At 68.3% G+C, this 21,045-nt stretch carries 14 protein-coding genes and 1 pseudogene; 6 read left to right on the top strand and 9 right to left on the bottom strand.

The window, feature by feature from the left end; all coding sequences use genetic code 11:
• Window positions 1–102 precede the first annotated feature (102 nt).
• The 4 genes from rok7B7 to ngcE all read right to left on the bottom strand — a co-directional run bounded on the left by rok7B7 (window position 103) and on the right by ngcE (window position 4,876).
• Window positions 103–1,302: an ROK family transcriptional regulator gene (rok7B7, locus tag ABCR94_RS18450; protein WP_347120448.1), complete on the bottom strand. Its 1,200-nt coding sequence runs from the start codon at window positions 1,300–1,302 to the stop codon at window positions 103–105.
• Between the two features lie 232 nt (window positions 1,303–1,534).
• On the bottom strand, window positions 1,535–2,458 hold the full coding sequence (locus ABCR94_RS18445) for a carbohydrate ABC transporter permease (protein WP_347120447.1): 924 nt from the start codon (window positions 2,456–2,458) through the stop codon (window positions 1,535–1,537).
• Window positions 2,458–3,381, bottom strand: coding sequence for a carbohydrate ABC transporter permease (locus tag ABCR94_RS18440; RefSeq protein ID WP_347120445.1), 924 nt, complete (start codon window positions 3,379–3,381; stop codon window positions 2,458–2,460). Before ABCR94_RS18440 ends, ABCR94_RS18445 begins: the two co-directional genes overlap by 1 nt.
• A gap of 49 nt (window positions 3,382–3,430) precedes the next feature.
• The gene (ngcE, locus tag ABCR94_RS18435; protein ID WP_347120443.1) at window positions 3,431–4,876 is read right to left on the bottom strand and encodes an N-acetylglucosamine/diacetylchitobiose ABC transporter substrate-binding protein; all 1,446 of its coding nucleotides are present in this window, start codon (window positions 4,874–4,876) and stop codon (window positions 3,431–3,433) included.
• A 467-nt stretch (window positions 4,877–5,343) separates the two neighbouring features.
• Here ngcE and ABCR94_RS18430 point away from each other — a divergent pair, with 467 nt between their 5' ends.
• Entirely contained in the window at window positions 5,344–9,183 is a 3,840-nt protein-coding gene (locus tag ABCR94_RS18430) for a GH92 family glycosyl hydrolase (protein WP_347120441.1), read from the top strand.
• A 97-nt stretch (window positions 9,184–9,280) separates the two neighbouring features.
• Here the strand turns inward: ABCR94_RS18430 and acnA are convergent, their stop codons facing one another.
• The 4 genes from acnA to murJ all read right to left on the bottom strand — a co-directional run bounded on the left by acnA (window position 9,281) and on the right by murJ (window position 15,574).
• Window positions 9,281–11,992 carry an aconitate hydratase AcnA gene (gene acnA, locus ABCR94_RS18425; RefSeq protein WP_347120439.1) on the bottom strand — a complete coding sequence of 904 codons (2,712 nt, stop codon included), beginning with the start codon at window positions 11,990–11,992 and terminating at the stop codon, window positions 9,281–9,283.
• A gap of 231 nt (window positions 11,993–12,223) precedes the next feature.
• Window positions 12,224–13,438, bottom strand: a complete 1,215-nt coding sequence (locus tag ABCR94_RS18420) for an RNA polymerase sigma factor (RefSeq protein ID WP_347120739.1) — start codon at window positions 13,436–13,438, stop codon at window positions 12,224–12,226.
• Between the two features lie 8 nt (window positions 13,439–13,446).
• Window positions 13,447–13,854 (bottom strand): YciI family protein, encoded by a 408-nt coding sequence (locus ABCR94_RS18415; RefSeq protein ID WP_347120438.1) that lies wholly within the window; start codon window positions 13,852–13,854, stop codon window positions 13,447–13,449.
• A 151-nt stretch (window positions 13,855–14,005) separates the two neighbouring features.
• Window positions 14,006–15,574 (bottom strand): murein biosynthesis integral membrane protein MurJ, encoded by a 1,569-nt coding sequence (gene murJ / locus ABCR94_RS18410; RefSeq protein WP_521977319.1) that lies wholly within the window; start codon window positions 15,572–15,574, stop codon window positions 14,006–14,008.
• Window positions 15,575–15,731: 157 nt separating this feature from the next.
• On the opposite strand from murJ, the gene ABCR94_RS18405 reads away from it, so the two are divergent.
• The 5 genes and pseudogenes from ABCR94_RS18405 to ABCR94_RS18385 all read left to right on the top strand — a co-directional run bounded on the left by ABCR94_RS18405 (window position 15,732) and on the right by ABCR94_RS18385 (window position 20,771).
• Window positions 15,732–17,177 (top strand): FAD-binding oxidoreductase, encoded by a 1,446-nt coding sequence (locus ABCR94_RS18405; RefSeq protein ID WP_347120435.1) that lies wholly within the window; start codon window positions 15,732–15,734, stop codon window positions 17,175–17,177.
• A gap of 14 nt (window positions 17,178–17,191) precedes the next feature.
• Window positions 17,192–18,721 carry a type II toxin-antitoxin system RelB family anti-toxin gene (gene relB, locus ABCR94_RS18400; RefSeq protein WP_347120434.1) on the top strand — a complete coding sequence of 510 codons (1,530 nt, stop codon included), beginning with the start codon at window positions 17,192–17,194 and terminating at the stop codon, window positions 18,719–18,721.
• A gap of 68 nt (window positions 18,722–18,789) precedes the next feature.
• Window positions 18,790–18,912: pseudogene (locus ABCR94_RS18395) on the top strand (MFS transporter); the annotation flags it as partial.
• Window positions 18,901–19,560, top strand: coding sequence for a TetR family transcriptional regulator (locus tag ABCR94_RS18390; RefSeq protein ID WP_347120738.1), 660 nt, complete (start codon window positions 18,901–18,903; stop codon window positions 19,558–19,560). The pseudogene ABCR94_RS18395 and the gene ABCR94_RS18390, both read left to right, overlap by 12 nt.
• Window positions 19,557–20,771 (top strand): MFS transporter, encoded by a 1,215-nt coding sequence (locus tag ABCR94_RS18385; RefSeq protein ID WP_347120433.1) that lies wholly within the window; start codon window positions 19,557–19,559, stop codon window positions 20,769–20,771. The genes ABCR94_RS18390 and ABCR94_RS18385 overlap by 4 nt, the downstream gene beginning before the upstream one ends.
• Here ABCR94_RS18385 and ABCR94_RS39135 read toward each other — a convergent pair.
• Window positions 20,710–21,003, bottom strand: coding sequence for an MOSC domain-containing protein (locus tag ABCR94_RS39135; RefSeq protein WP_521977243.1), 294 nt, complete (start codon window positions 21,001–21,003; stop codon window positions 20,710–20,712). The two genes, ABCR94_RS18385 and ABCR94_RS39135, sit on opposite strands and share 62 nt — an antisense overlap.
• Window positions 21,004–21,045 lie beyond the last annotated feature (42 nt).

Raw genomic sequence — 21,045 nt, 5'->3', positions numbered from 1 at the left:
AGGCCGCGACGTTGCGGCCGAGGTGGCTGGAAGTCAACTCGGCCCCGCTGCCAGCGTCAAGGAGTAAATCCTTAACGAGATGACAACGGTGCCATTCGTTATCTAAGTGAAGGCAGGTGTACTGGCGGGCAAGGCACTGTCCAGAAGGGTCGAATCGCCCATTTCATTGAGTACCAGAGCCAGCGCGCCGAGCACTTCCGCCCGGCCGCCGAGCGCTCCGGGCAACACAGAAAGTTGCCGCGCCGCACTCGGAATGGCGTAACGGGACACCGAATCGCGGATCGGACCGAGGACCAGCTCCCCCGCTTCGGCGAGGTCGCCGCCGAGGACGACCCTGCTGGGGTTGAGCAGATTGCACAGGGTCGCGACACCGCTGCCGATGTGGCGGCCCACGTCCACGATGACGCGGCGGCAGCCGGGATCGCCCTCGCGGGCCAGCTGCACCACCTTCTCCATGGTCAGACCGGGCGCGTGGCTTGACTGGAGCAGAGGCAGGACGTACCGGGCGGCCGTGAAGGTCTCCAGGCAGCCACGGTTGCCGCAGCGGCACACGGGGCCCGATTCGTCGAGCGTGATGTGCCCGATCTCGCCGGCCGTGCCGCCGGGGCCGCGGTAGATCTGTCCGCTTATCACCAGGCCGGCGCCGACGCCGCTGGCGACCTTGATGTACGCCAGGTCCTTGACCCCGCGCCCGCTCCCCCAAACCAGCTCACCCAGCGCGCCGAGGTTGGCGTCATTGTCGACGTACACGGGCACCCCCAGGCGCCCGGCGAGCTCCTGGCTGGGGTTGATGCCCTTCCAGCCCGGCAGGATCGAGGTGGAGCCGAGCGTGCCCGACTCGACGTCGATGGGGCCCGGCACGCCGAGACCGACGCCGATGACCTTGTCCTGGCTGATGCCACTGGCCGCGACCAGCCGCTTGACCAGGTGTTCCGCCCGGTCGAAGCCCTCGGCGGACGAGGCGTCGACGTCCAGCGGCTCGGCCTCTTCGGCGAGCACCTGGTGGGCCAGGTTGCCGACGGCGACGCGGAGGTGCGTATGACCGAAATCGACGCCGATGACGATGCCGGCGTCACCGCTCAGCGAGACGCTGCGCGCCCGGCGGCCACCCGCGGAGGTGGAGATGACCTCGACGGTCCCGCCATCCTTCAACTCACGAACGATATTGGAGACCGTGGCTGCGGAAAGCCCTGTGGTCCTGGCGATCTCTGCCTGAGTGAGGGAACCCGCCATGCGAACGGCGCGTACGACCCGTTCGAGGTTGGCCCGGTGCAAAGACGTCTGCGACCCCGGAGTCTCCATTGACCCATCCACTCCTGCCCTTGGCGGACGGCCCGAGGGCTGTCCCGGTCGGGGCCGCATCGGTGAGGACCCCGCCCTTCCTCCAACATATGAACTCTAAGCTGAGCCTTTCGGGTTGTCCCCCGTCAAGACCTTGAGCATTGCAAGACAGCTGCAGACCACACCGAACCGCCCGTCGGCATGCTGCCGACGGGCGGTTCGGGTGAGGCGGAAACACTCCCCGCCGGATGCGCTACTTGATGGCTCCAGCGGTCAGGCCCGCGACGACCTGGCGCTGGAAGATGATGTACGCCGCCAGGACCGGCAGCATCGCCATCACCAGGCCGGCGAAGAGGCCCGACCAGTCGCCCTTGTAACCCTGGCTGGCCGCGAGCTCGACCAGGCCCTGGGAGAGCACCCGGTGCTCCGGGTCGTTGTTGAGCACCGTCGGCAGCATGTACTGGTTCCACTGCCCCAGGAAGTTGAAGATGCCGACACTGATCAGGCCGGGCTTGGCCATCGGGATCATCACCTGGAAGAACGTCCGGGTGTGCGACGCCCCGTCGATCATCGCTGCTTCCGCCACCGAGCTGGGCAGCGTGCGGAAGAACGAGGTGAGGAAGAAGACGGTGAAGGGCAGCGAGTACGCGATGTAGACCAGGATCAGCCCGGGGATGGTCTCAAGCAGACCCATGTTCTTCAGTACGTAGAACAGCGGGACCAGCGCCAGCATGATCGGGAAGCTCATTCCTCCGACGAAGAGGAAGTAGATGAGGCGGTTGCCGGGGAAATCGAAGCGCGCGAGGACGTACGCCGCCATGGAGCCCAGCAGCAGCGTGCCGACGAGCGAGAAGCCCACCACGATGATCGTGTTGAGGAAGTACTCGCTCATGTGCGCTTCGGACCAGGCCCGTGACCAGTTCTCGAAGTGCAGCCGGTCCGGCAGTGACCAGGGCGATTCGAAGATCGACGCGTCGTCCTTGAAGGACGTCATCACCGCCCAAAGGAGCGGCATGACGACCATGAAGGCCCAGAGGATCAGGATGCCGTGCGAGAAGACGTTGAGCGTACTGCCTCTCACGTCCTTCTTGGGCTTGGCGGGTCCCTGTACCGCGGTCTTCGACACGGGACGGGCGTCTTCGGGCGCGCCGGTGGGCGGGGTGTCAGTGGTCTTCATCAGAACTCCAGCCGCTCACGCCGGCCCACCCGCATCACCAGGGCCGCGAGGGCCAGAGTGATGACGAGCAGCGCCACACCGATCGTTGTCGCATAACCTGCCTGGCCGTCCCTGAACGCCGTTTGGTAGACGTACAGCACCAGAACGGTCGTCGAGTAGTCGGGGCCGCCGGGGCCCACGGTCATGATCTGGACGACCGCGAAGGACTCCGCGCCCAGCGCGAGGATTCCCATATAGACCCAGCCAGACTGCACGGTGTCCCAGAGCAGCGGGATGGTGATTCGGAAGAAGGTGGTGAACCGGCTCGCGCCGTCGAGCAGCGCCGCCTCGTAGAAGTCCTTGGGAATGGACGCCATTCCGGCGGAGAAGAGCACCACGAAGAAGCCCACGGTGCTCCAGACGAGCACCGCCATGACGGCCCAGAGCGCGTAGTTCGGGTCGCCCAGCCACTGCGGCTGGAAGCTGTCGAGGCCGATGGCCCGCAGCGCCCCGTTGATCGCGCCCTCGTTCGGGTTGTACGCGAAGGCGAACAGCACCGCGACGATCGCGATCGAGAGCACCTGCGGGAAGAAGTAGGCGATCTTGTAGAAGGACGAGCCGCGCACTCCCCCGATGGCGGCGCCCTTACGGCGCCGCCCGCCCACATTGAGCATGAAGGCGAAGAAGAGTGCGAGGCCGAGCGTCACCAGCGGCAGCAACAGCGCGAACAGCAGGCTGTTCCACAGCGAATCCCAGAAGATGTCGTCCTTCAACATCTTGCTGTAATTGTCGAAGCCGACCATCTTGAAGTCCGGGCTCAGGCCGGTCCAGTCCGTGAACGAGTAGTAGATGGACTGGATGAACGGCCAAATGACGAAGATTGCATACAACGCCAGTGGGGCTGCCAAGAACCCCACAATGAACCGGTACTTGCCGTGTTGCATGGTTACCGACCCCGATCTTCCGGCGTGCGCCGCCGCTGGTGACGCTTACTCACTGGTGCTTGTAGTGCTTGATGGACTGATCCTTGGCCGTCGCGTCCGCGAAGGCCTGGATCTTCTTGATGGTCTCGGCCGGGGTCGCTCGGCCGGCCATCATCTCGCCGAGGCCGGCGACACCGATCTGCTCCTTCTGGAGCTTCACGTACCAGTCCTGCAGGCGGGGGTTCACCACGTTCTCCCCGGCCTTCTCCAGCGCCGCGGTGGCGGAGGTGAGGCCCGGGGTCAGCTCGATGCCTTCCGTGCCGCCGTTGAGGGCGGTCAGCGACTTCACGCTGGTGGTGAAGTTCTTCGACGACGCCTCGCTGAGCATGATGCGCAGCTGCTCCATGCCGCCGTCGGGGTTCTTCGCCGACTTCGGAACGATGAACGGCTCACCGCCGGACGCCCAGATGGTGCCGAAGGGCATCTTGTCCGAGCCGTCGAGGCCGGTCGGCGCGCCCACGGACAGCTTGAAGTCCGCCGGCATCGTCTTGGCGGCCTCGTTCTCCACCCAGGAGCCGTTCGGGATGAAGAGCGCCTGCCCCTTGGTCCAGGCGGTCTGCGACTGGATGTGGTCGATGCCCGGGGTGCCCTTGAGGATGTAGCCCTTCTTGAAGAGCTCGTAGTACGCCTCGAAGGCGGCCTTGACGGCCGGGTCGCCCCAGGCGTTCGGCTCCAGGTTGTCGATCTTGTCGAGGACCTCGCGGCCACCGATCTTCGCGATCATCGGGTACAGCGAGAACGGCAGGTAGTACGGGTGCTTGCCCGCGTACGTCCAGCCGGCGATGCCCTTCTTCTTCGCCTTCGCACAGACCGCGAGCATGTCGTCCCAGTTCTCCGGGTACGTCACGTCCAGCTTCTCCAGCGCGGTCTGGGAGTACCAGACGCCGTAGACCGTGTACGCGTAGTACATGATCCAGACCGGGTCGCCGTCGAACTGGCCCATCTCGACGATGCCGGGGCGCAGGGTGTCGCGGACCTTCTTGCTCGGGTCGTCGACGGACGGCGAGTCGAGAAGCGGGGTCAGGTCGGTCAGCTGCTTCTTGCCGACCAGGACACCCATGTCCATCTGCTCGGCACCCGAGTTGTCGATCAGGTCGGGCGGCGAGCCACCGTTGAAGCGCGGCTGGAGCTGCGAGCGGATCTTCTGCGTCGAAGCGAACTTGACCTTCGCCTTGGGGAAGTTCTTCTCGTAGATCTTCTTGGCGTCCTCGGCGTACTTCGCGCCGAACCCACCGTCGAAGATCACGATCTCGAGAGCCGCGCTCTCATTGACGCCAAGGGGATTCTTGGCGGTCTTCTTGCCCTTGTCGACCTTGTCGCCGTCGCCGCTGTCGCCGCTCGCGCAGGCGGACAGGAAGCTCATCGTCGGAACTGCGATCAGGCCGAGAGCGGCCGACCGCTTGATCAGGTCGCGACGGCCAAGGCCCTCATTGTTCTGGGCGGAGGTGGATCCCATGCTCAAGTCCTCGCCTTCTACAGGACTCAGGCGGTGTACCGGTCGCCCGTTCATATTCGCCTCAGGCGAAGGGGCCCCGCCACCGCGGTCAAATGACGCTGGGTCGTACTGGGTTACAGAAGATACGGGCACGGCACGCGGCAGCCGACAATCAAGGCTCCCCCACCGTTTCCCGCCCCCTGGTCCGCGGCCAGAAAATGTGGTGCAGACGCCGACAGGTATAGTCCACTTCCCGCCAACTGAGCAAGATCGAAAGCAAGTTTGGGCAGCAGTCTTTCCCGATTTGAGACCTCGCGGATATCTGGGGAACGCGCACGTAGCCGCCCGCATCGCTCCGCGCAACCCGGCGCGCCCTCTTTGTCTCACCCGACACTTACAACACCCTTGACACTGTCGACCACTTGGCTCCCTACTAGGTGCTGCGCACCACCTATGACAACGTTGTCCAAGGGGAGGAACAGCCCGGGATGCCACGCAGACCTCGCTCCAGACAAGGCCACACGGCAGCCGCTCTCGTAACGGCCGCCTCACTTCTCGCCGTGACGGCCCCTTCCGTGGCCGTCGCCCAGCCCTCGCAACCCGCGCCCGCTCCGCGGTCGTTCAGCTCCTCCTTCGAGGAGGACGAGCCGCAGCCCGATTGGCGCAACACCGTCGAAGTCGGATCTGACGGGACGAAGCGCACATCCGGAGTCGATGGCGGCTTCGGCGCCGGAATCCCGGGCAATGTGACCGACCGGGTCGTCGAGGTCCGGGCCAGCAGCGAGAACGCGGGCGGCGGCGAGACCAAGGAAAACCTCGTCGACGTCCAGCCCTCCACCAAATGGCTCGCCTTCCAGTCCACCGCCTGGCTCGAGTTCGACCTGGACGAACCGGCCAAGCTGGTCACATACGCCCTCACATCGGCCAATGACCACGCCGAGCGCGACCCCAGGGACTGGGTTCTCAAGGGCTCCGCCGACGGCAAGGAGTGGACGTCCCTGGACTCCCGCGAGGGGCAGGCCTTCGAGAAGCGCCACCAGACGAAGACCTTCGACTTCGAGAGCACCCAGGCGTACGCGCACTACCGTCTTGAGATCAGCAAGAACAACGGTGCCTCGGACGCCACTCAGCTCGCGGACGTTCAATTCTCGAACGGTGACACCAGCACCCCCGTCCCCGAGGACATGCGCAGCCAGGTCGACCGCGGCCCCTCGGGCTCCCCCACCGCCAAGGCCGGCGCGGGCTTCACGGGCAAGCGGGCGCTGCGCTACGCGGGTACGCACAAGCCGGACGGCCGTGCGTTCTCGTACAACAAGGTCTTCGACGTCAATACGCGCGTCACCAAGGACACCGAGCTGTCGTACCGGGTCTTCCCCTCCCTCCCGGAGACCGACCTCAACTATCCGGCGACCAATGTGTCGGTGGACCTGGCCTTCACCGACGGCACCTATCTGAGTGACCTCCGCGCCCTCGACCAGCACGGAGCCGTGGTCTCGCCGCAGGGTCAGGGAGCCTCCAAGACGCTGTACGTCAACCAGTGGAACCACAAGGAGTCGCGGATCGGCTCGGTCGCGGCGGGTAAAACCGTCGACCGGGTGCTGGTGGCGTACGACTCCCCCAAGGGCCCGGCGAAGTTCAGCGGCTGGATCGACGACGTCACCATCGCCCCCAAGGCACCCGAGAAGCGCCTGGCGCATCTCTCGGACTACGCGTCGACCACCCGCGGCACCAATTCGAGCAGTTCCTTCTCGCGCGGCAACAACATTCCGGCCACCGCGGTCCCCCATGGCTTCAACTTCTGGACGCCGGTGACCAACGCCGGATCCACCAGCTGGCTCTACGACTACGCGCGCGGCAACAACGCGGACAACCTGCCGACGATGCAGGCGTTCAGCGCGAGCCACGAGCCGAGCCCCTGGATGGGCGACCGGCAGACCTTCCAAATGATGCCGTCGGCCGTGGCGGGCACCCCGGACGCTGCCCGTACCAAGCGCGCGCTGCCCTTCCGGCACGAGAAGGAAAGCGCAAAGCCGCACCACTACGGCGTCACCTTCGAGAACGGCCTGAAGGCCGAGATGACCCCGACGGACCACGCGGCGATGATGCGGTTCACCTACCCGGGTGACGACGCAAGCATGATCTTCGACAATGTGTCGAACGCCGGCGGTCTGACCCTCGACCCGCAGACCCGCTCCTTCACCGGCTTCTCCGACGTCAAGAGCGGCCTGTCCACCGGAGCCACCCGGCTCTTCGTGTACGGCGTCTTCGACGCGCCGGTCACCCAGGGCGGCAAGCTCAGCGGTGGCGGCGGAAGCGACGTGACCGGCTACCTGCGCTTCGACGCCGGCGCCGACCGCACCGTGAACCTGCGCCTGGCCACCTCGCTCATCAGCCTGGACCAGGCGAAGAAGAACCTCGCCGACGAGATCCCGGCAGGCTCCCGCTTCGAGCGGATAAAGGACCGGGCGCAGGACGCCTGGGACGACATCCTGGGCCGGGTCGAGGTCGAGGGCGCGAACCGCGACCAGCTGACGACCCTCTACTCCAGCCTCTACCGGCTGTACCTGTACCCGAACTCCGGCTTCGAGAACACCGGCACCACGTCCCGTCCCAAGCAGCAGTACGCGAGTCCGTTCTCCAAGCAGACCGGGCCCGACACCCCCACCCACACCGGCGCGAAGATCGTCGACGGTGAGGTATACGTCAACAACGGCTTCTGGGACACCTACCGGACGACGTGGCCGGCGTACTCCTTCTTCACCCCGAAGAAGGCCGGCAAGCTGGTCGACGGCTTCGTCCAGCAGTACAAGGACGGCGGCTGGATCTCCCGCTGGTCCTCGCCCGGCTACGCGGACCTGATGACGGGCACCAGCTCGGACGTCGCCTTCGCGGACGCCTACGTCAAGGGCGTGAAATTCGACGCCGAGGCGGCGTACGAAGCGGCGCTGAAGAACGCCACCGTGGTGCCGCCCGCCTCGGGTGTCGGCCGCAAGGGCATGGAGACCTCCCCCTTCACCGGGTACGCCTCCACCGAGACCCATGAGGGTCTCTCCTGGTCGCTGGAGGGCTACAACAACGACTTCGGCATCTCCAAGATGGCGGAGGCGCTGTACAAGAAGACCAAGAAGCAGCGCTACAAGGCGGAGGCGGACTACTTCCGCAACCGCGCCCAGGAGTACGTCAAGCTCTTCGACGACAAGGCGGGCTTCTTCCAGGGCCGCGACCTCAAGGGCGACTGGCGCGTCCCGTCGGACAAGTTCGACCCCCGCATGTGGGGCTACGACTACACCGAGACCAACGGCTGGGGTTACGCCTTCACCGCGCCCCAGGACTCCCGCGGTCTGGCGAACCTTTACGGCGGCCGCCCGGGCCTCGGCAAGAAGCTCGACAGCTACTTCACCACCCCCGAGACGGCGAGCCCCGATTTCGCCGGTTCGTACGGCGGCGTCATCCATGAGATGACGGAGGCGCGTGACGTACGGATGGGCATGTACGGGCACAGCAACCAGGTCGCCCACCACGCCACGTACATGTACAACGCAGCCGCGCAGCCGTGGAAGACGCAGGAGAAGGTCCGCGAGGTCCTCTCGCGTCTCTACACCGGCAGCGAGATCGGCCAGGGCTACCACGGCGACGAGGACAACGGCGAGCAGTCGGCCTGGTACCTGTTCTCCTCGCTCGGCTTCTACCCGCTGGTCATGGGCAGTGGTGAATACGCCGTCGGCTCCCCCCTGTTCACCAAGACGACCGTGCGTATGGACAACGGCCGCAAGCTGGTCGTCAAGGCTCCGAAGAACAGCGCGAAGAACATCTACGTGCAGGGGCTGAAGGTCAACGGCAAGTCCTGGAAGTCCACGGCTCTGCCGCACGACCTGATGGCACGCGGCGGCACGCTGGAGTTCGACATGGGCTCCCAGCCGTCCGCCTGGGGCACCGGCAAGGACGCCGCGCCGGTCTCCATCACCAAGGACGACAAGGTGCCCGCCCCGCAGTCGGACGCGATCAGCGCGACCGGCCCGCTCTTCGACAACACCTCCGCCACGAAGGCGGAGTTCGAGTCGGTGGAGCTGCCGGTCAAGTCCGCGACCCGCGCGGTCCAGTACACCCTCACCTCCTCGGAGCACGCAAAGGCCCCCACGGGCTGGGTGCTTGAGGGCTCCGACGACGGTGCGAAGTGGACCGGGATCGACAAGCGGTCGGGCGAGGCCTTCGGCTGGGACCAGCAGACCCGGGTGTTCACGGTGGACGCCCCGGGCACGTACCGGCACTACCGGCTGGTGAGCACCGGGACCGCGACGCTCGCGGAGGTGGAGCTGCTCGCCAAGTAGCGTACGTCCGGCAGGCGTTCGCCTCCGACAGACATACGAGAAGGGTCGCATCCCCGGTGACGGGGATGCGACCCTTCTCGCGTAGTACAGGTACCGACTAGCTGCGGATCAGGCTGCGCAGCACGTACTGGAGGATGCCGCCGTTGCGGTAGTAGTCCGCCTCGCCGGGGGTGTCGATGCGCAGCTTCGCGTCGAACTCGACGTCACCCGCCACCACATGGAGGGTGTCCGGGATGCCACCGTCGTTGAGGCCGGTGACGCCCGTGATCGAGAAGGTCTCCTCGCCGGTCAGACCGAGGGACAGCGCCGTGGCGCCCTCCGGGTACTGGAGCGGCAGGACGCCCATGCCGATCAGGTTCGAGCGGTGGATGCGCTCGTAGGACTCGGCGACGACGGCCTTGACGCCGAGGAGCGCGGTGCCCTTGGCCGCCCAGTCGCGGGACGAGCCCGAGCCGTACTCCTTGCCCGCCAGGATGACCAGCGGGGTGCCGGCGGCCTGGTAGTTCTGCGAGGCGTCGTAGATGTACGACACGGGGCCGCCCTCGACGGTGAAGTCGCGGGTGAAGCCGCCCTCGGTGCCCGGCGCGATCTGGTTGCGCAGGCGGATGTTGGCGAAGGTGCCGCGGATCATGACCTCGTGGTTGCCGCGACGCGAGCCGTAGCTGTTGAACTCGCGGCGCTCGACGCCGTGCTCCGTGAGGTACTGGCCGGCCGGGGTGTCGGCCTTGATCGCACCGGCCGGGGAGATGTGGTCGGTGGTGACCGAGTCGCCCAGCTTGGCGAGCACGCGCGCACCGGCGATGTCCTCGACCGGGGTCGTCTCCATCGTCATGCCGTCGAAGTACGGGGGCTTGCGGACGTACGTCGACTCGGCGTCCCACTCGAAGGTGTCGCCCGTCGGGATGGACAGCGCCTGCCACTGGGCGTCGCCCGCGAAGACGTCCTTGTAGGAGTCGTTGAACATCTCCTGGCCGATGGAGGCGGCGACGACCTCGTTGACCTCGGCCTCGGAGGGCCAGATGTCCTTGAGGTAGACCGGGTTGCCCTCGGTGTCGGTGCCCAGCGCCTCGGTGGTGATGTCCACCTTCATGGAGCCGGCGATGGCGTACGCGACGACCAGCGGCGGGGAGGCCAGGTAGTTCATCTTGACGTCGGGGTTGATCCGGCCCTCGAAGTTGCGGTTGCCGGAGAGCACCGAGGTGACGGCCAGGTCGTTGTCGTTGATGGCCTTGGAGACCTCGTCGAGCAGCGGGCCCGAGTTGCCGATGCAGGTGGTGCAGCCGTAGCCGACGAGGTTGAAGCCCATTTTGTCGAGGTAAGGGGTGAGCCCGGCCTTGTCGAAGTAGTCCGTGACGACCTTGGAGCCGGGGGCGAGCGTGGTCTTGACCCACGGCTTGCGGGTCAGGCCCTTCTCGACCGCCTTCTTGGCCACCAGCGCGGCGGCGACCATGACGTACGGGTTCGAGGTGTTGGTGCAGGAGGTGATCGCGGCGACGGTGACGGCGCCGTGGTCGATCTCGTACGTCGAACCGTCGGGGGCCGTGACCAGGGTCGGCTTGGTCGGGACGCCGTTGCTGGTGGCCGGGGAGTCGGAGGCCGGGAAGGACTCCTTGCCCGCCTCCTCGTCGTCGTTGACGTAGTTGCGTACGTCGCGGGCGAACTGCTCCTTGGCGTTGGCCAGGACGATACGGTCCTGCGGACGCTTCGGTCCTGCGATGGACGGGACGACCGTGGAGAGGTCGAGCTCCAGCTTCTCGGAGAAGTCGGGCTCGGCGGCCGGGTCCAGCCAGAGGCCCTGCGCCTTGGCGTACGCCTCGACGAGCGCGACCTGCTGGGCGTCGCGGCCGGTCAGGCGCAGATAGTTCAGCGTCTCGTCGTCGATCGGGAAGATCGCGGCGGTGGAGCCGAACTCCGGCGACATGTTGCCGATGGTGGCGCGGTTCGCGAGGGAGGTCGCGCCGACGCCCTGTCCGTAGAACTCGACGAACTTGCCGACGACACCGTGCTTGCGCAGCATCTCGGTGATGGTCAGCACCAGGTCGGTGGCAGTGGTGCCGGCGGGCAGCTCACCGGTCAGCTTGAAGCCGACGACGCGCGGGATGAGCATGGAGACGGGCTGGCCGAGCATCGCGGCCTCGGCCTCGATGCCGCCGACGCCCCAGCCCAGCACGCCCAGGCCGTTGACCATGGTGGTGTGCGAGTCGGTGCCGACGAGCGTGTCGGGGTAGGCCTGGCCGTTGCGGACCATGACCGTACGGGCCAGGTGCTCGATGTTGACCTGGTGGACGATGCCGGTGCCCGGGGGGACGACCTTGAACTCGTCGAAGGCGGTCTGGCCCCAGCGCAGGAACTGGTAGCGCTCCTTGTTGCGGCCGTACTCCAGCTCGACGTTCTGCTGGAAGGCGTCGGCCGTGCCGAACTTGTCGGCGATGACGGAGTGATCGATGACCAGCTCGGCCGGGGCCAGCGGGTTGATCTTCGCCGGGTCGCCGCCGAGCTCCTTCACGGCCTCACGCATGGTCGCGAGGTCCACCACGCAGGGGACGCCCGTGAAGTCCTGCATGATCACGCGAGCCGGGGTGAACTGGATCTCCTCACGGGGCTGAGCCTGCGAGTCCCAGTTCCCGATCGACCGAATGTGGTCGGCGGTGATGTTCGCGCCGTCCTCGGTGCGGAGCAGGTTCTCCAGCAGAACCTTCAGGCTGTAAGGGAGGCGCGCGGAGCCCTCGACCTTGTCCAGCTTGAAGATCTCGTACGACTCGTCGCCCACGCGCAGCGTGCTGCGGGCGTCGAAGCTGTTCGCCGACACGACAGTCTCCTTCTTCAATGTGCGCTTTCTACGCGCCTTCTACCGCATCCTGCCGCCGTGACCCCTGGCCCATCCGCTAAGGTAAGACTTACTAAGGTCACCCTTATCGGTCGGCGGCTGCGGTACGCCTTCGGCAGATATCTCGATGTCGAGATAACTCTAGTACATGACCGCGGATCGGTCATGCCCGGACCCGGTTGGACCGCATCACCGTAGGCCGAGCACGCCCCGTCAGCGACCCCGGCGGGCGTTGAGCCGGGCGGCCTGGCGCGTCAGGTGGTCGCGCTCGGCGAGGTTGGGTGCCTTTTCGGCCGCCTCGGCGTAGAGCCGTGCCGCCGTCGCCAGGTCGCCGTCGCGCTCGTGGAGGTACGCCGCCACCGCGGCGTGGCGGGGGATGGGGTATCCCCTGCTCGAGCGAAGCCGAGAGCTTGGGGAAGAGTCGTCCAGCGCCAGGAGCGCCGCCAGGCCGGCGCGCGGTCCGTCGGCCTCGCCGACGGCCACCGCGCGGTTGAGCCGGACGACCGGGCTGTCGGTCAGGCGCGCGAGCTCGTCGTACCACTCGACGATCTGCACCCAGTCGGTCTCCGCGGCGGTGGGCGCGTCGGCGTGGAGTGCCGCGATGGCGGCCTGGGCCTGGAACTCACCCAGCCGGTCGCGGGCGAGCGCCGCCTGCAGGATCTCGACGCCCTCGGTGATCGACTCGGTGTCCCACCGGCCGCGGTCCTGCTCGGCGAGCGGCACCAGGCTGCCGTCGGGCGTGGTCCGGGCGGCGCGCCGGGCGTGGTGGAGCAGCATGAGGGCAAGCAGCCCCGCCACCTCGGGGTGGTCGATCGCGGTCGCGAGCTGCCGGGTGAGCCGGATGGCCTCGGCGGCTAGGTCGACGTCGCCGGAGTAGCCCTCGTTGAAGACCAAGTAGAGGACGCGCAGCACGGTGGCGACGTCGCCGGGCTGGTCGAACCGCACGCCGGAGACGGTGCGCTTGGCCCGGCTGATGCTCCCCCAAGCTCTTCGAGCAGGGGGTACCCCCTGCGCCATGGTCGCCTCGGGCACCAGGTAGGCCTGGGCGATCTGGCGGGTGGTCAGCCCGCCGACGGCGCGCAGCGTGAGCGCGACCGCGGACGACGGCGTCAGTGACGGGTGGGCGCACAGGAAGTAGAGCTGGAGCGTGTCGTCCACCGCTGGTGCGAGCCCGGGCGCCGGCTCCTCGTCGACGAGGTTCTCACGCCGGCGGCGGGCGGCGTCCGCCCGGGTCGCGTCGAGGAACCGGCGCCAGGCCACGGTGACCAGCCAGCCCTTCGGGTCCCGTGGCTGGTCGGCCGGCCAGACGCGGACCGCCTCGACCAGCGCGTCCTGCACGGCGTCCTCGGCCGCCGCGAAGTCGGCTCCGCGGCGGACGAGGATCCCGAGCACGCTCGGCGTGAGGCTCCGGAGCAGGAACTGGTTCACCTCGGAGGTCACTCCGTGATGGTGGGCGGCGCGGCCAGGAACGGGCGCACCTCAAGCCACTCGTGGATCGGCTTCCCGCCTGCCCCGGGGGCGGCCGACAGGTCCCCGGCCAGCTCGATGGCGCGCTCGTAGCTGTCGACGTCGATCACCATCCAGCCGGCGATGAGGTCCTTGGTCTCGGCGAACGGGCCGTCGGTGACCGGCGGGCGGCCCTCGCCGTCGTACCGCACGAACGTCCCCTCGGGGGCGAGCGCCTGACCGTCGACGAACTCGCCGGTCCCCTCAAGCCGGGTCGCGAAGTCGCTCATGTACTGCACATGCGCCGAGATCTCCTCCGGCGTCCACTTGTCCATGGACACGTCATTGACCGCAGCCGGGGCGCCGCGGTAGTGCTTCAGCAGCAGGTACTTGGCCATCGTGTTTCTCCTCGGAGCTGGTGCGACCCATTGTGGTCGCGTTCAATGCGGGGACGGAGCCGGCCACGGATTCTCGACATCGCTGTCCGAATTTTCTGGACACCCGATTGCGCCGCATCAACGCAGCCCCGCCGCGAGCGCCGGGGCGCCCTCAGCGCAGACCGGGCAGACTCCGCAGCTCGGTCACGCGCAGCAGGCGGGCCAGCAGGAGGAAGACCGCGATCATGACGACCCCACCCGCCACCAGCATCAGGCCCATCGTCCAGGTGCCAGGCGCCGCCCACGAGCCGATCGCGCGGGCCGTGGCCCAGCCGAGCAGTGCGGCGAGCGTCGCGGCCGCCGTGAGCTTCCCGTACGTACGGGAAATCTCGCGGCCGTCCATGCGCCCGTCGAGGCGGCGGCGCAGCAGCAGGACGGTGAGGAGCAGGCCGGCCGTGCAGGAGAGCGTGTAACCGGCGGCCATGCCGGTGACCGCCCAACGGGCGGGCAGCAGCAGGTGACAGGCGGTGGCCAGGGCGATGTTCACGCCGGCCGCCGCGGCGGCCACCCAGAACGGGGTGCGGGTGTCCTCGAAGGCGTAGAAGCCGCGCAGGAGCAGGTACTGCGCGGAGAACGGGATCAGCCCGAGGCCGAAGGCCTGGAGCATCTGGCCCAGCGGCTCGACCGAGGCCGCGGTCGCGGTGCCGTGGGCGAAGAGCAGGTTCGCGAGCTGCGGGCCGAAGGCGAGGAAGAAGAAGGCGGCGGGGACGATGACGACACCGCTGACCCGTACCGCCCGGGAGAGGTCGCCGCGCAGGTCGGCGATGCGGTGCTCGGCCGCCGCGCGGCTCATCCGCGGCAGCAGCGCGGTGACCAGCGAGACGGTGACGATGGACTGCGGCAGCAGCCAGATGACCTGTGCGTAGGTGTACGCCGAGTAGCCCGCGCCGGCGTGCGGCAGGGCCAGGTCGGCGGCGTTGGCGTAGTTGGTGACGACGGCCAGGGCCACCTGGTTGGCCAGCACGAACAGCAGGGTCCAGCGCGCGGCCTGGACGCTCTTGCGCAGGCCGGCGCCGCGCCAGTCGAAGCGCGGCCGGAAGCGGAAGCCCGCGGCGCGGACGAAGGGGACGAGGGCGACGGCCTGGAGCGCGATGCCCAAGGTGGTGCCGAGGCCGAGCAACTGCACCTGGGTGCCGGTGATGTCCTCGACGCGGCTCGGGACGGTCATCAGGCCCAGATACGCGCCGAACATCGCGATCAGGACGACGTTGTTCAGGATCGGCGTCCACATCATCGCGCCGAACTTCTGCCGGGCGTTGAGGACTTGGCCCAGCATGCCGAACATGCCGTAGAAGAAGATCTGTGGCAGCAGGAAGCGGGCGAAGATCACGGTCAGCTCGAACGCCTCGTGGTTGTCCGGGGTTTCGGGCATGTAGATGCCGACGATCTGCGGAGCAGCCCACACCGCGAGCGCGGTGCCGACCGCGAGTACACACAGCACGAGGGTCACCAGGCGTTGTTCGTACGCCCGGCCGCCGTCCGGCTGCTCCACTCTGGCCCGTACGAGCTGCGGCACCAGGACCGCATTGAGCGCGCCGCCGATCAGCAGCGTGTACAGGCTCGTCGGCACGGTGTTCGCGGTGTTGTACGTGCTGGCGAGCAGCCCGGTGCCGAGCGCGCCGGCCTGAAGCACCTGCCTGATCAGGCCCGTTGCCCTGGACACCACCGTGCCCAGGGCCATGACCATGGACGAACGCGCGAGACCCCCCGGTTCAGACTTCGTCGGCCCCTTGGTTTTCTTGATCTTTGTCCCCACCATGAGGGCAATCTACGGCCCGGCCACGGCCCGGGGAAAAACCTGACGGCAGGTGTCAGGTTATTGCGGAACGATCTCCGCCATGACGAACTCCGTGACGAGCACGACGCACCTCCCGGCCCATGAGGTCAAGGCCCTGAACGACCGCACGCGCGGCCCCGTCCTGGTGCCGGGCGACGGCGGATTCGACGAGGAACGGGCCGGGTTCCAGACGGCGTACCGGCATCGGCCCGCCGTGGTCGTCGGGGCGGAGTCGGCCGAGGACGTGCGGGCGGCCGTGCGGTTCGCGGCGGCGTACGGGCTTCCCGTCGCCGTGCAGGCCACCGGGCACGGGCTCTCGGTGGCGGCGGACGGCGGGGTGCTGATCAGTACCCGCCGGATGGACGGGGTCCGGATCGATGCCGGGGCGCGGACTGCCTGGATCGGGGCGGGGGCGCGCTGGGAGCAGGTGGTCGAGGCGGCGGCGCCGTACGGGCTGGCGCCGTTGAGCGGATCGGCGCCGGGCGTGGGCGCCGTCTCGTACACCCTGGGCGGCGGGATCGGGCTGCTGGCCAGGCAGTTCGGGTACGCCGCCGATCAACTGCGCTGCGCCGAAATCGTCACGGCGGACGGGCGGTTGAGGCAGGTCGACGCGGCGGGCGATCCCGAGCTGCTGTGGGCGCTACGTGGGGCGGGGCACAACTTCGGGGTGGTGACCGGGATCGCCGTGGGTCTGGTGCCGGTCGGCTCGGTGTACGGCGGCGGGATGTACTTCGACGGCGGCCGGGCCGATGACGTACTGCGTGCGTACGCCGACTGGACCGCGACCGCACCCGACGAGGTTACGTCCTCGGTCGGCCTGATCCCCTACCCGGACCTTCCGCAGCTGCCCGGGCCGCTCCGCGGCCGGTACGTCGCGCATGTGCGGATCGCGTTCAACGGGACGCCGGACGACGGCGAGCGGCTGGTGGCGCCGCTGCGGGCGGTCGGGCCCCGGCTGATCGACGACCTGCGGGAACTCCCGTACAGCGAAGGCGCGTCGATCTATCAGGACCCGCCGTTCCCGCACGCGTACAGCGGCAACAACACCATGGTGCGTGCGCTCGATCCGGCCGCGCTGCGCGCCGTGCTCGAACTGACCGGTCCCGGCGCGCCGTTGATGCACGTGGTGGATCTGCGGCAGCTCGGCGGCGCGCTGTCGCGCGAGCCGGCCGGGGCGAGCGCGGTCGGCAACCGCGAGGCGCGGTACATCCTGCGGGTCGTCTCGATGCTGGAGGGTCCGGGCGCCACCGAGGCGGCCAGGGAGGTGCACGACCTGGTCACGGAGGCGCTCGCGGGCGCGGCCACCGGCAGCTCGCTGCCCTTCCTGTACGGCGACGGGGAACGGGCGACCGAGGCGCAGACCCGCACCGGGTACAGCGAGGAGACCTACCGTCGGCTGGCTGCGCTCAAAACAGCTCTCGACCCCGCCAACCTTTTCCGGTACAACCGGAACATTCTCCCCGTCACCCCGGTGGCCCACCACAAGGAGGCGTCATCTCATATCTGAGATAACCTGCCCCCATGGCAGACGACTACCTCGTACGCATCGGCAAGCTCATCCGTGACGCCCGTCAGCACCGGGGCTGGACACAGACCCAGCTCGCCGATGCTCTCGGCACCAGCCAGAGCGCCGTGAACCGCATCGAACGCGGCAACCAGAACATCAGCCTTGAGATGATCGCGCGTATCGGCGAGGCGCTCGACAGTGAAATCGTCTCACTGGGGTACTCGGGGCCCATGCATCTGCGTGTGGTGGGCGGACGGCGCCTCTCGGGCTCCATCGACGTCAAGACGAGCAAGAACGCCTGCGTGGCGCTGCTCTGCGCCTCGTTGCTCAACAAGGGGCGCACGGTGCTTCGCCGGGTGGCGCGCATCGAGGAGGTCTACCGCCTCCTGGAGGTGCTGAGCTCCATCGGTGTCCGGGCGCGCTGGATCAACGACGGGAAGGATCTGGAGATCGTCCCGCCCGCCCATCTCGACATGGCGGCCATCGACGAGGAGGCGGCGCGCAGGACTCGGAGCATCATCATGTTCCTCGGTCCGCTGCTGCACCGGATGGACCGTTTCACGCTGCCGTACGCGGGCGGCTGCGACCTCGGCACCCGGACCATCGAGCCGCACATGATCGCGCTGCGCCGCTTCGGCCTGGAGATCACCGCGACCGAGGGCATCTACCACGCGGTGGTGGAGCGTTCGACGGGGCCGGACCGCCCGATCGTGCTGACCGAGCGCGGTGACACGGTGACCGAGAACGCCCTGCTCGCGGCCTCCCGTTACGACGGCACGACCGTGATCCGCAACGCGTCGTCGAACTACATGGTCCAGGACCTGTGCTTCTTCCTGGAGGCGCTCGGCGTACAGGTCGACGGCGTCGGGACGACCACCCTGACCGTGCACGGCGTGCCGAACATCGACGTGGACGTGGACTACTCACCCTCCGAGGACCCGGTCGAGGCGATGAGCCTGCTCGCGGCAGCCGTGGTGACGGAGTCGGAGCTGACCATCCGTCGGGTGCCGATCGAGTTCCTGGAGATCGAGCTCGCAGTGCTGGAGGAGATGGGCCTCGACCACGACCGCTCCACCGAGTACACCGCCGACAACGGCCGTACGCGCCTGGTGGATCTCACCGTCCGGCCTTCCAAGCTGGAGGCGCCGATCGACAAGATCCACCCGATGCCGTTCCCCGGGCTCAACATCGACAATGTGCCGTTCTTCGCGGCCATCGCGGCCGTCGCCCAGGGCAAGACCCTCATCCACGACTGGGTATACGACAACCGCGCCATCTATCTGACGGACCTCAACCGTCTCGGCGCACGCCTCCAGCTGCTCGATCCGCACCGCGTCCTGGTCGAGGGCCCGACGCGCTGGCGCGCCGCCGAGATGATGTGCCCGCCCGCGCTGCGGCCAGCCGTGGTCGTGCTGCTCGCGATGATGGCGGCGGAAGGCACCTCCGTACTGCGCAACGTGTATGTCATCAACCGTGGTTACGAGGACCTGGCCGAGCGCCTCAACTCGATCGGGGCGCAGATCGAGATCTTCCGGGACATCTAGCTGGAGGGATGCGGCTCGCGTAGGGGCGGCGGCCGGCTCTCGGACCCGGGGCCGCCCGGCGCTCGTGCGTGCCTCCGCTGGTGATGGGCGCGATCTACAGCGCGAAGGGCTCGTACTCGATCGGCTTGATGCTGCTGTCCGACCTGGCGCTCGCCGGGTGCGTGTACGCGTACGGGCGGATGCGCGTGATCGGGGATTGCTTTCATACGTGCATGCATGTAGGAAATATGCGCCGAACCGCCGAGGAAGCCGCCCAGACCCGTGCAGCCCTGTTGGAAGCCGCCCTGTTCCAATTCGCCGAGCACGGGGTGGCTTCGACGAAACTGGCGGACATCGCCCAGCGCGCGGGACTGACACGTGGCGCGGTCTACCACCATTTCACCGACAAGACCGCTCTGTACGCGGCTGTCATCGCTGATTCCTGGGATTCCGTCACCGCGCCGGTCTGGGCCGTGCTCGACTCCGACGCGCCGGTCGAGGACCGGCTGCGCGATTTCCTCATCACCTGGCTGCGCCGGCTGCGCGAGGACAAGCACTTCCGGGCGCTGCTCACGATCACGCTCAACGCCTCCTACGGTTCCGACCAGCCCGAGGGCATCTCCGACGGGCGGGCCAGCAAGGCGTACGGCCTCATCGACTGGCAGCAGCGGCTCGAAGCCTTCCTCGCCGAGGAGCGGGGCGGCAACGGCCGTGCGCGCGCCGCCGACCCGCACGGCGCCGCGGCGGGCGTCCTCGCCTGGCTCTGCGGGACCGCGCTGCTCGCCGCCACCGATCCGGACCTTCTTCCCCCGAGCGATGCCCGGGGTGTCGCTCTTCTGCTTCGAGGAGCACTGCCATGATACAAACAGTCACTGCCACCAGGCCCGGCGCGGCCGTCGCTGTCACGGCGATCGCGCTCGGCGTCGACATGTTCCTCTACGGCAGCATCGTGCCGCTGCTGCCCGGCCTCCCGGCCGTTCACGGCTCACCGTTCATCGCGGGAGCCCTCTTCGCCGTCTACGCCGTGGCTCTGCTCGGCGCGACGCCCTTCATCGGCGTCTGGGTGGACCGCTCAGGTCCCCGCGCCCCCATGCTGGCCGGCCTCGTGGGGCTCGCCGCGGCGACCGTGCTGTTCGCCGCCTCGATCGATGTCGCGGGCGCGACCGGACTGACCCTGCTGCTGCTCGCACGGGCCGCCCAGGGCATCGCAGCCGCCGCGTCCTGGACCTCGGGGCTCGCGCTGATCGCCGCCACCCATGAGCCCGAACGGCGCGGCCGTGTCATGGGCCTTGCTCTGTCCGCCGTCGGCGCGGGCATCCTGCTGGGCCCCGCCGTGAGCGGCCTCCTCAGCGACGCGTTCGGCCGGCACGCGCCGTTCCTGGTCATCGCGGTGCTGGCCGCGGCCGACGCCGTCGCGCGCATCGTGCTGATCAAGGGAACGGCGACCCTCGACGTACGGACCCCCTACCGCGTGATCCTGCGTGGACCCCGCATCGGGCTGCTGGTCGCGCTCACCGCGACCGGCGCCGCGGCCATCGCCTTTCCCGAACCGGTGCTCCCGCTGCACCTGGACGGCCTCGGCCTCGGCACCACCGGCATCGGCCTCGCCTTCGCCGCGGCGGCGCTGGGCGGCAGCCTCGCCGCTCCGATCGCGGGGCTGCTCACCGACCGCACGGGGGCATCGCGGGTCGCGGGCATCGGGGCCGCCGTCACCGCCATCGGGTTCCTGCTCTCGGGGCGCGACTCCACGGTCTGGTCGGTCACCGGTCTGGTCGTGGTCGGCTTCGGCGCCCAATTCGTCCTCGCGCCCACCCTGGTACTGATCGGCGCGCTCGCCGAGCACACCCGGCCCGCCGCCTACGGCGCCGCGTACGCCATCTACAACCTGGCGTACACCGGCGGCCTCGCGGTGGCTCCGCTGGCCGCGGGCTCCACCGCGAACGCCCTGGGCGTACCGACGACCACGGTGGTCGCCGCCGCACTGGCCGCGCTGGTCGCGGTAGTCATGTTCACGCGCAGACAGAAGGTGGGCGGCACCCTGGCCGCCGAGCCACCGCGCGTCGAGGCCTGAGGGCGGGCAGCCCGTGCTGGGGCTGGGAAAGCAGCACGCAGCGTGGGCAGTTGGCCTCGATGCGCAGCACCGCCGAGCCGACGCGCATCCCGCGCCCCACCCAGCCCGGTGAAGCCGGGCCCTCCACCAGGAGGTTGGGCCGGAAGCGTCGCCGAAGACCCTGTGGACGCGAACGAGAGCTGATCGGCCGAGGCCACGATACGGGAGCGTGAACAGGCCGTTTACGGGGCATGAATCTGACCAAAACCGGAGGTAATGCCGATCGAGTTTGCGT

It is taken from the genome of Streptomyces changchenzhani (assembly GCF_039766235.1).
GTDB lineage: Bacteria > Actinomycetota > Actinomycetes > Streptomycetales > Streptomycetaceae > Streptomyces.
Note: the sequence above shows the minus strand (reverse complement) of the source record. Positions and strands in the feature narration are given on the sequence as shown.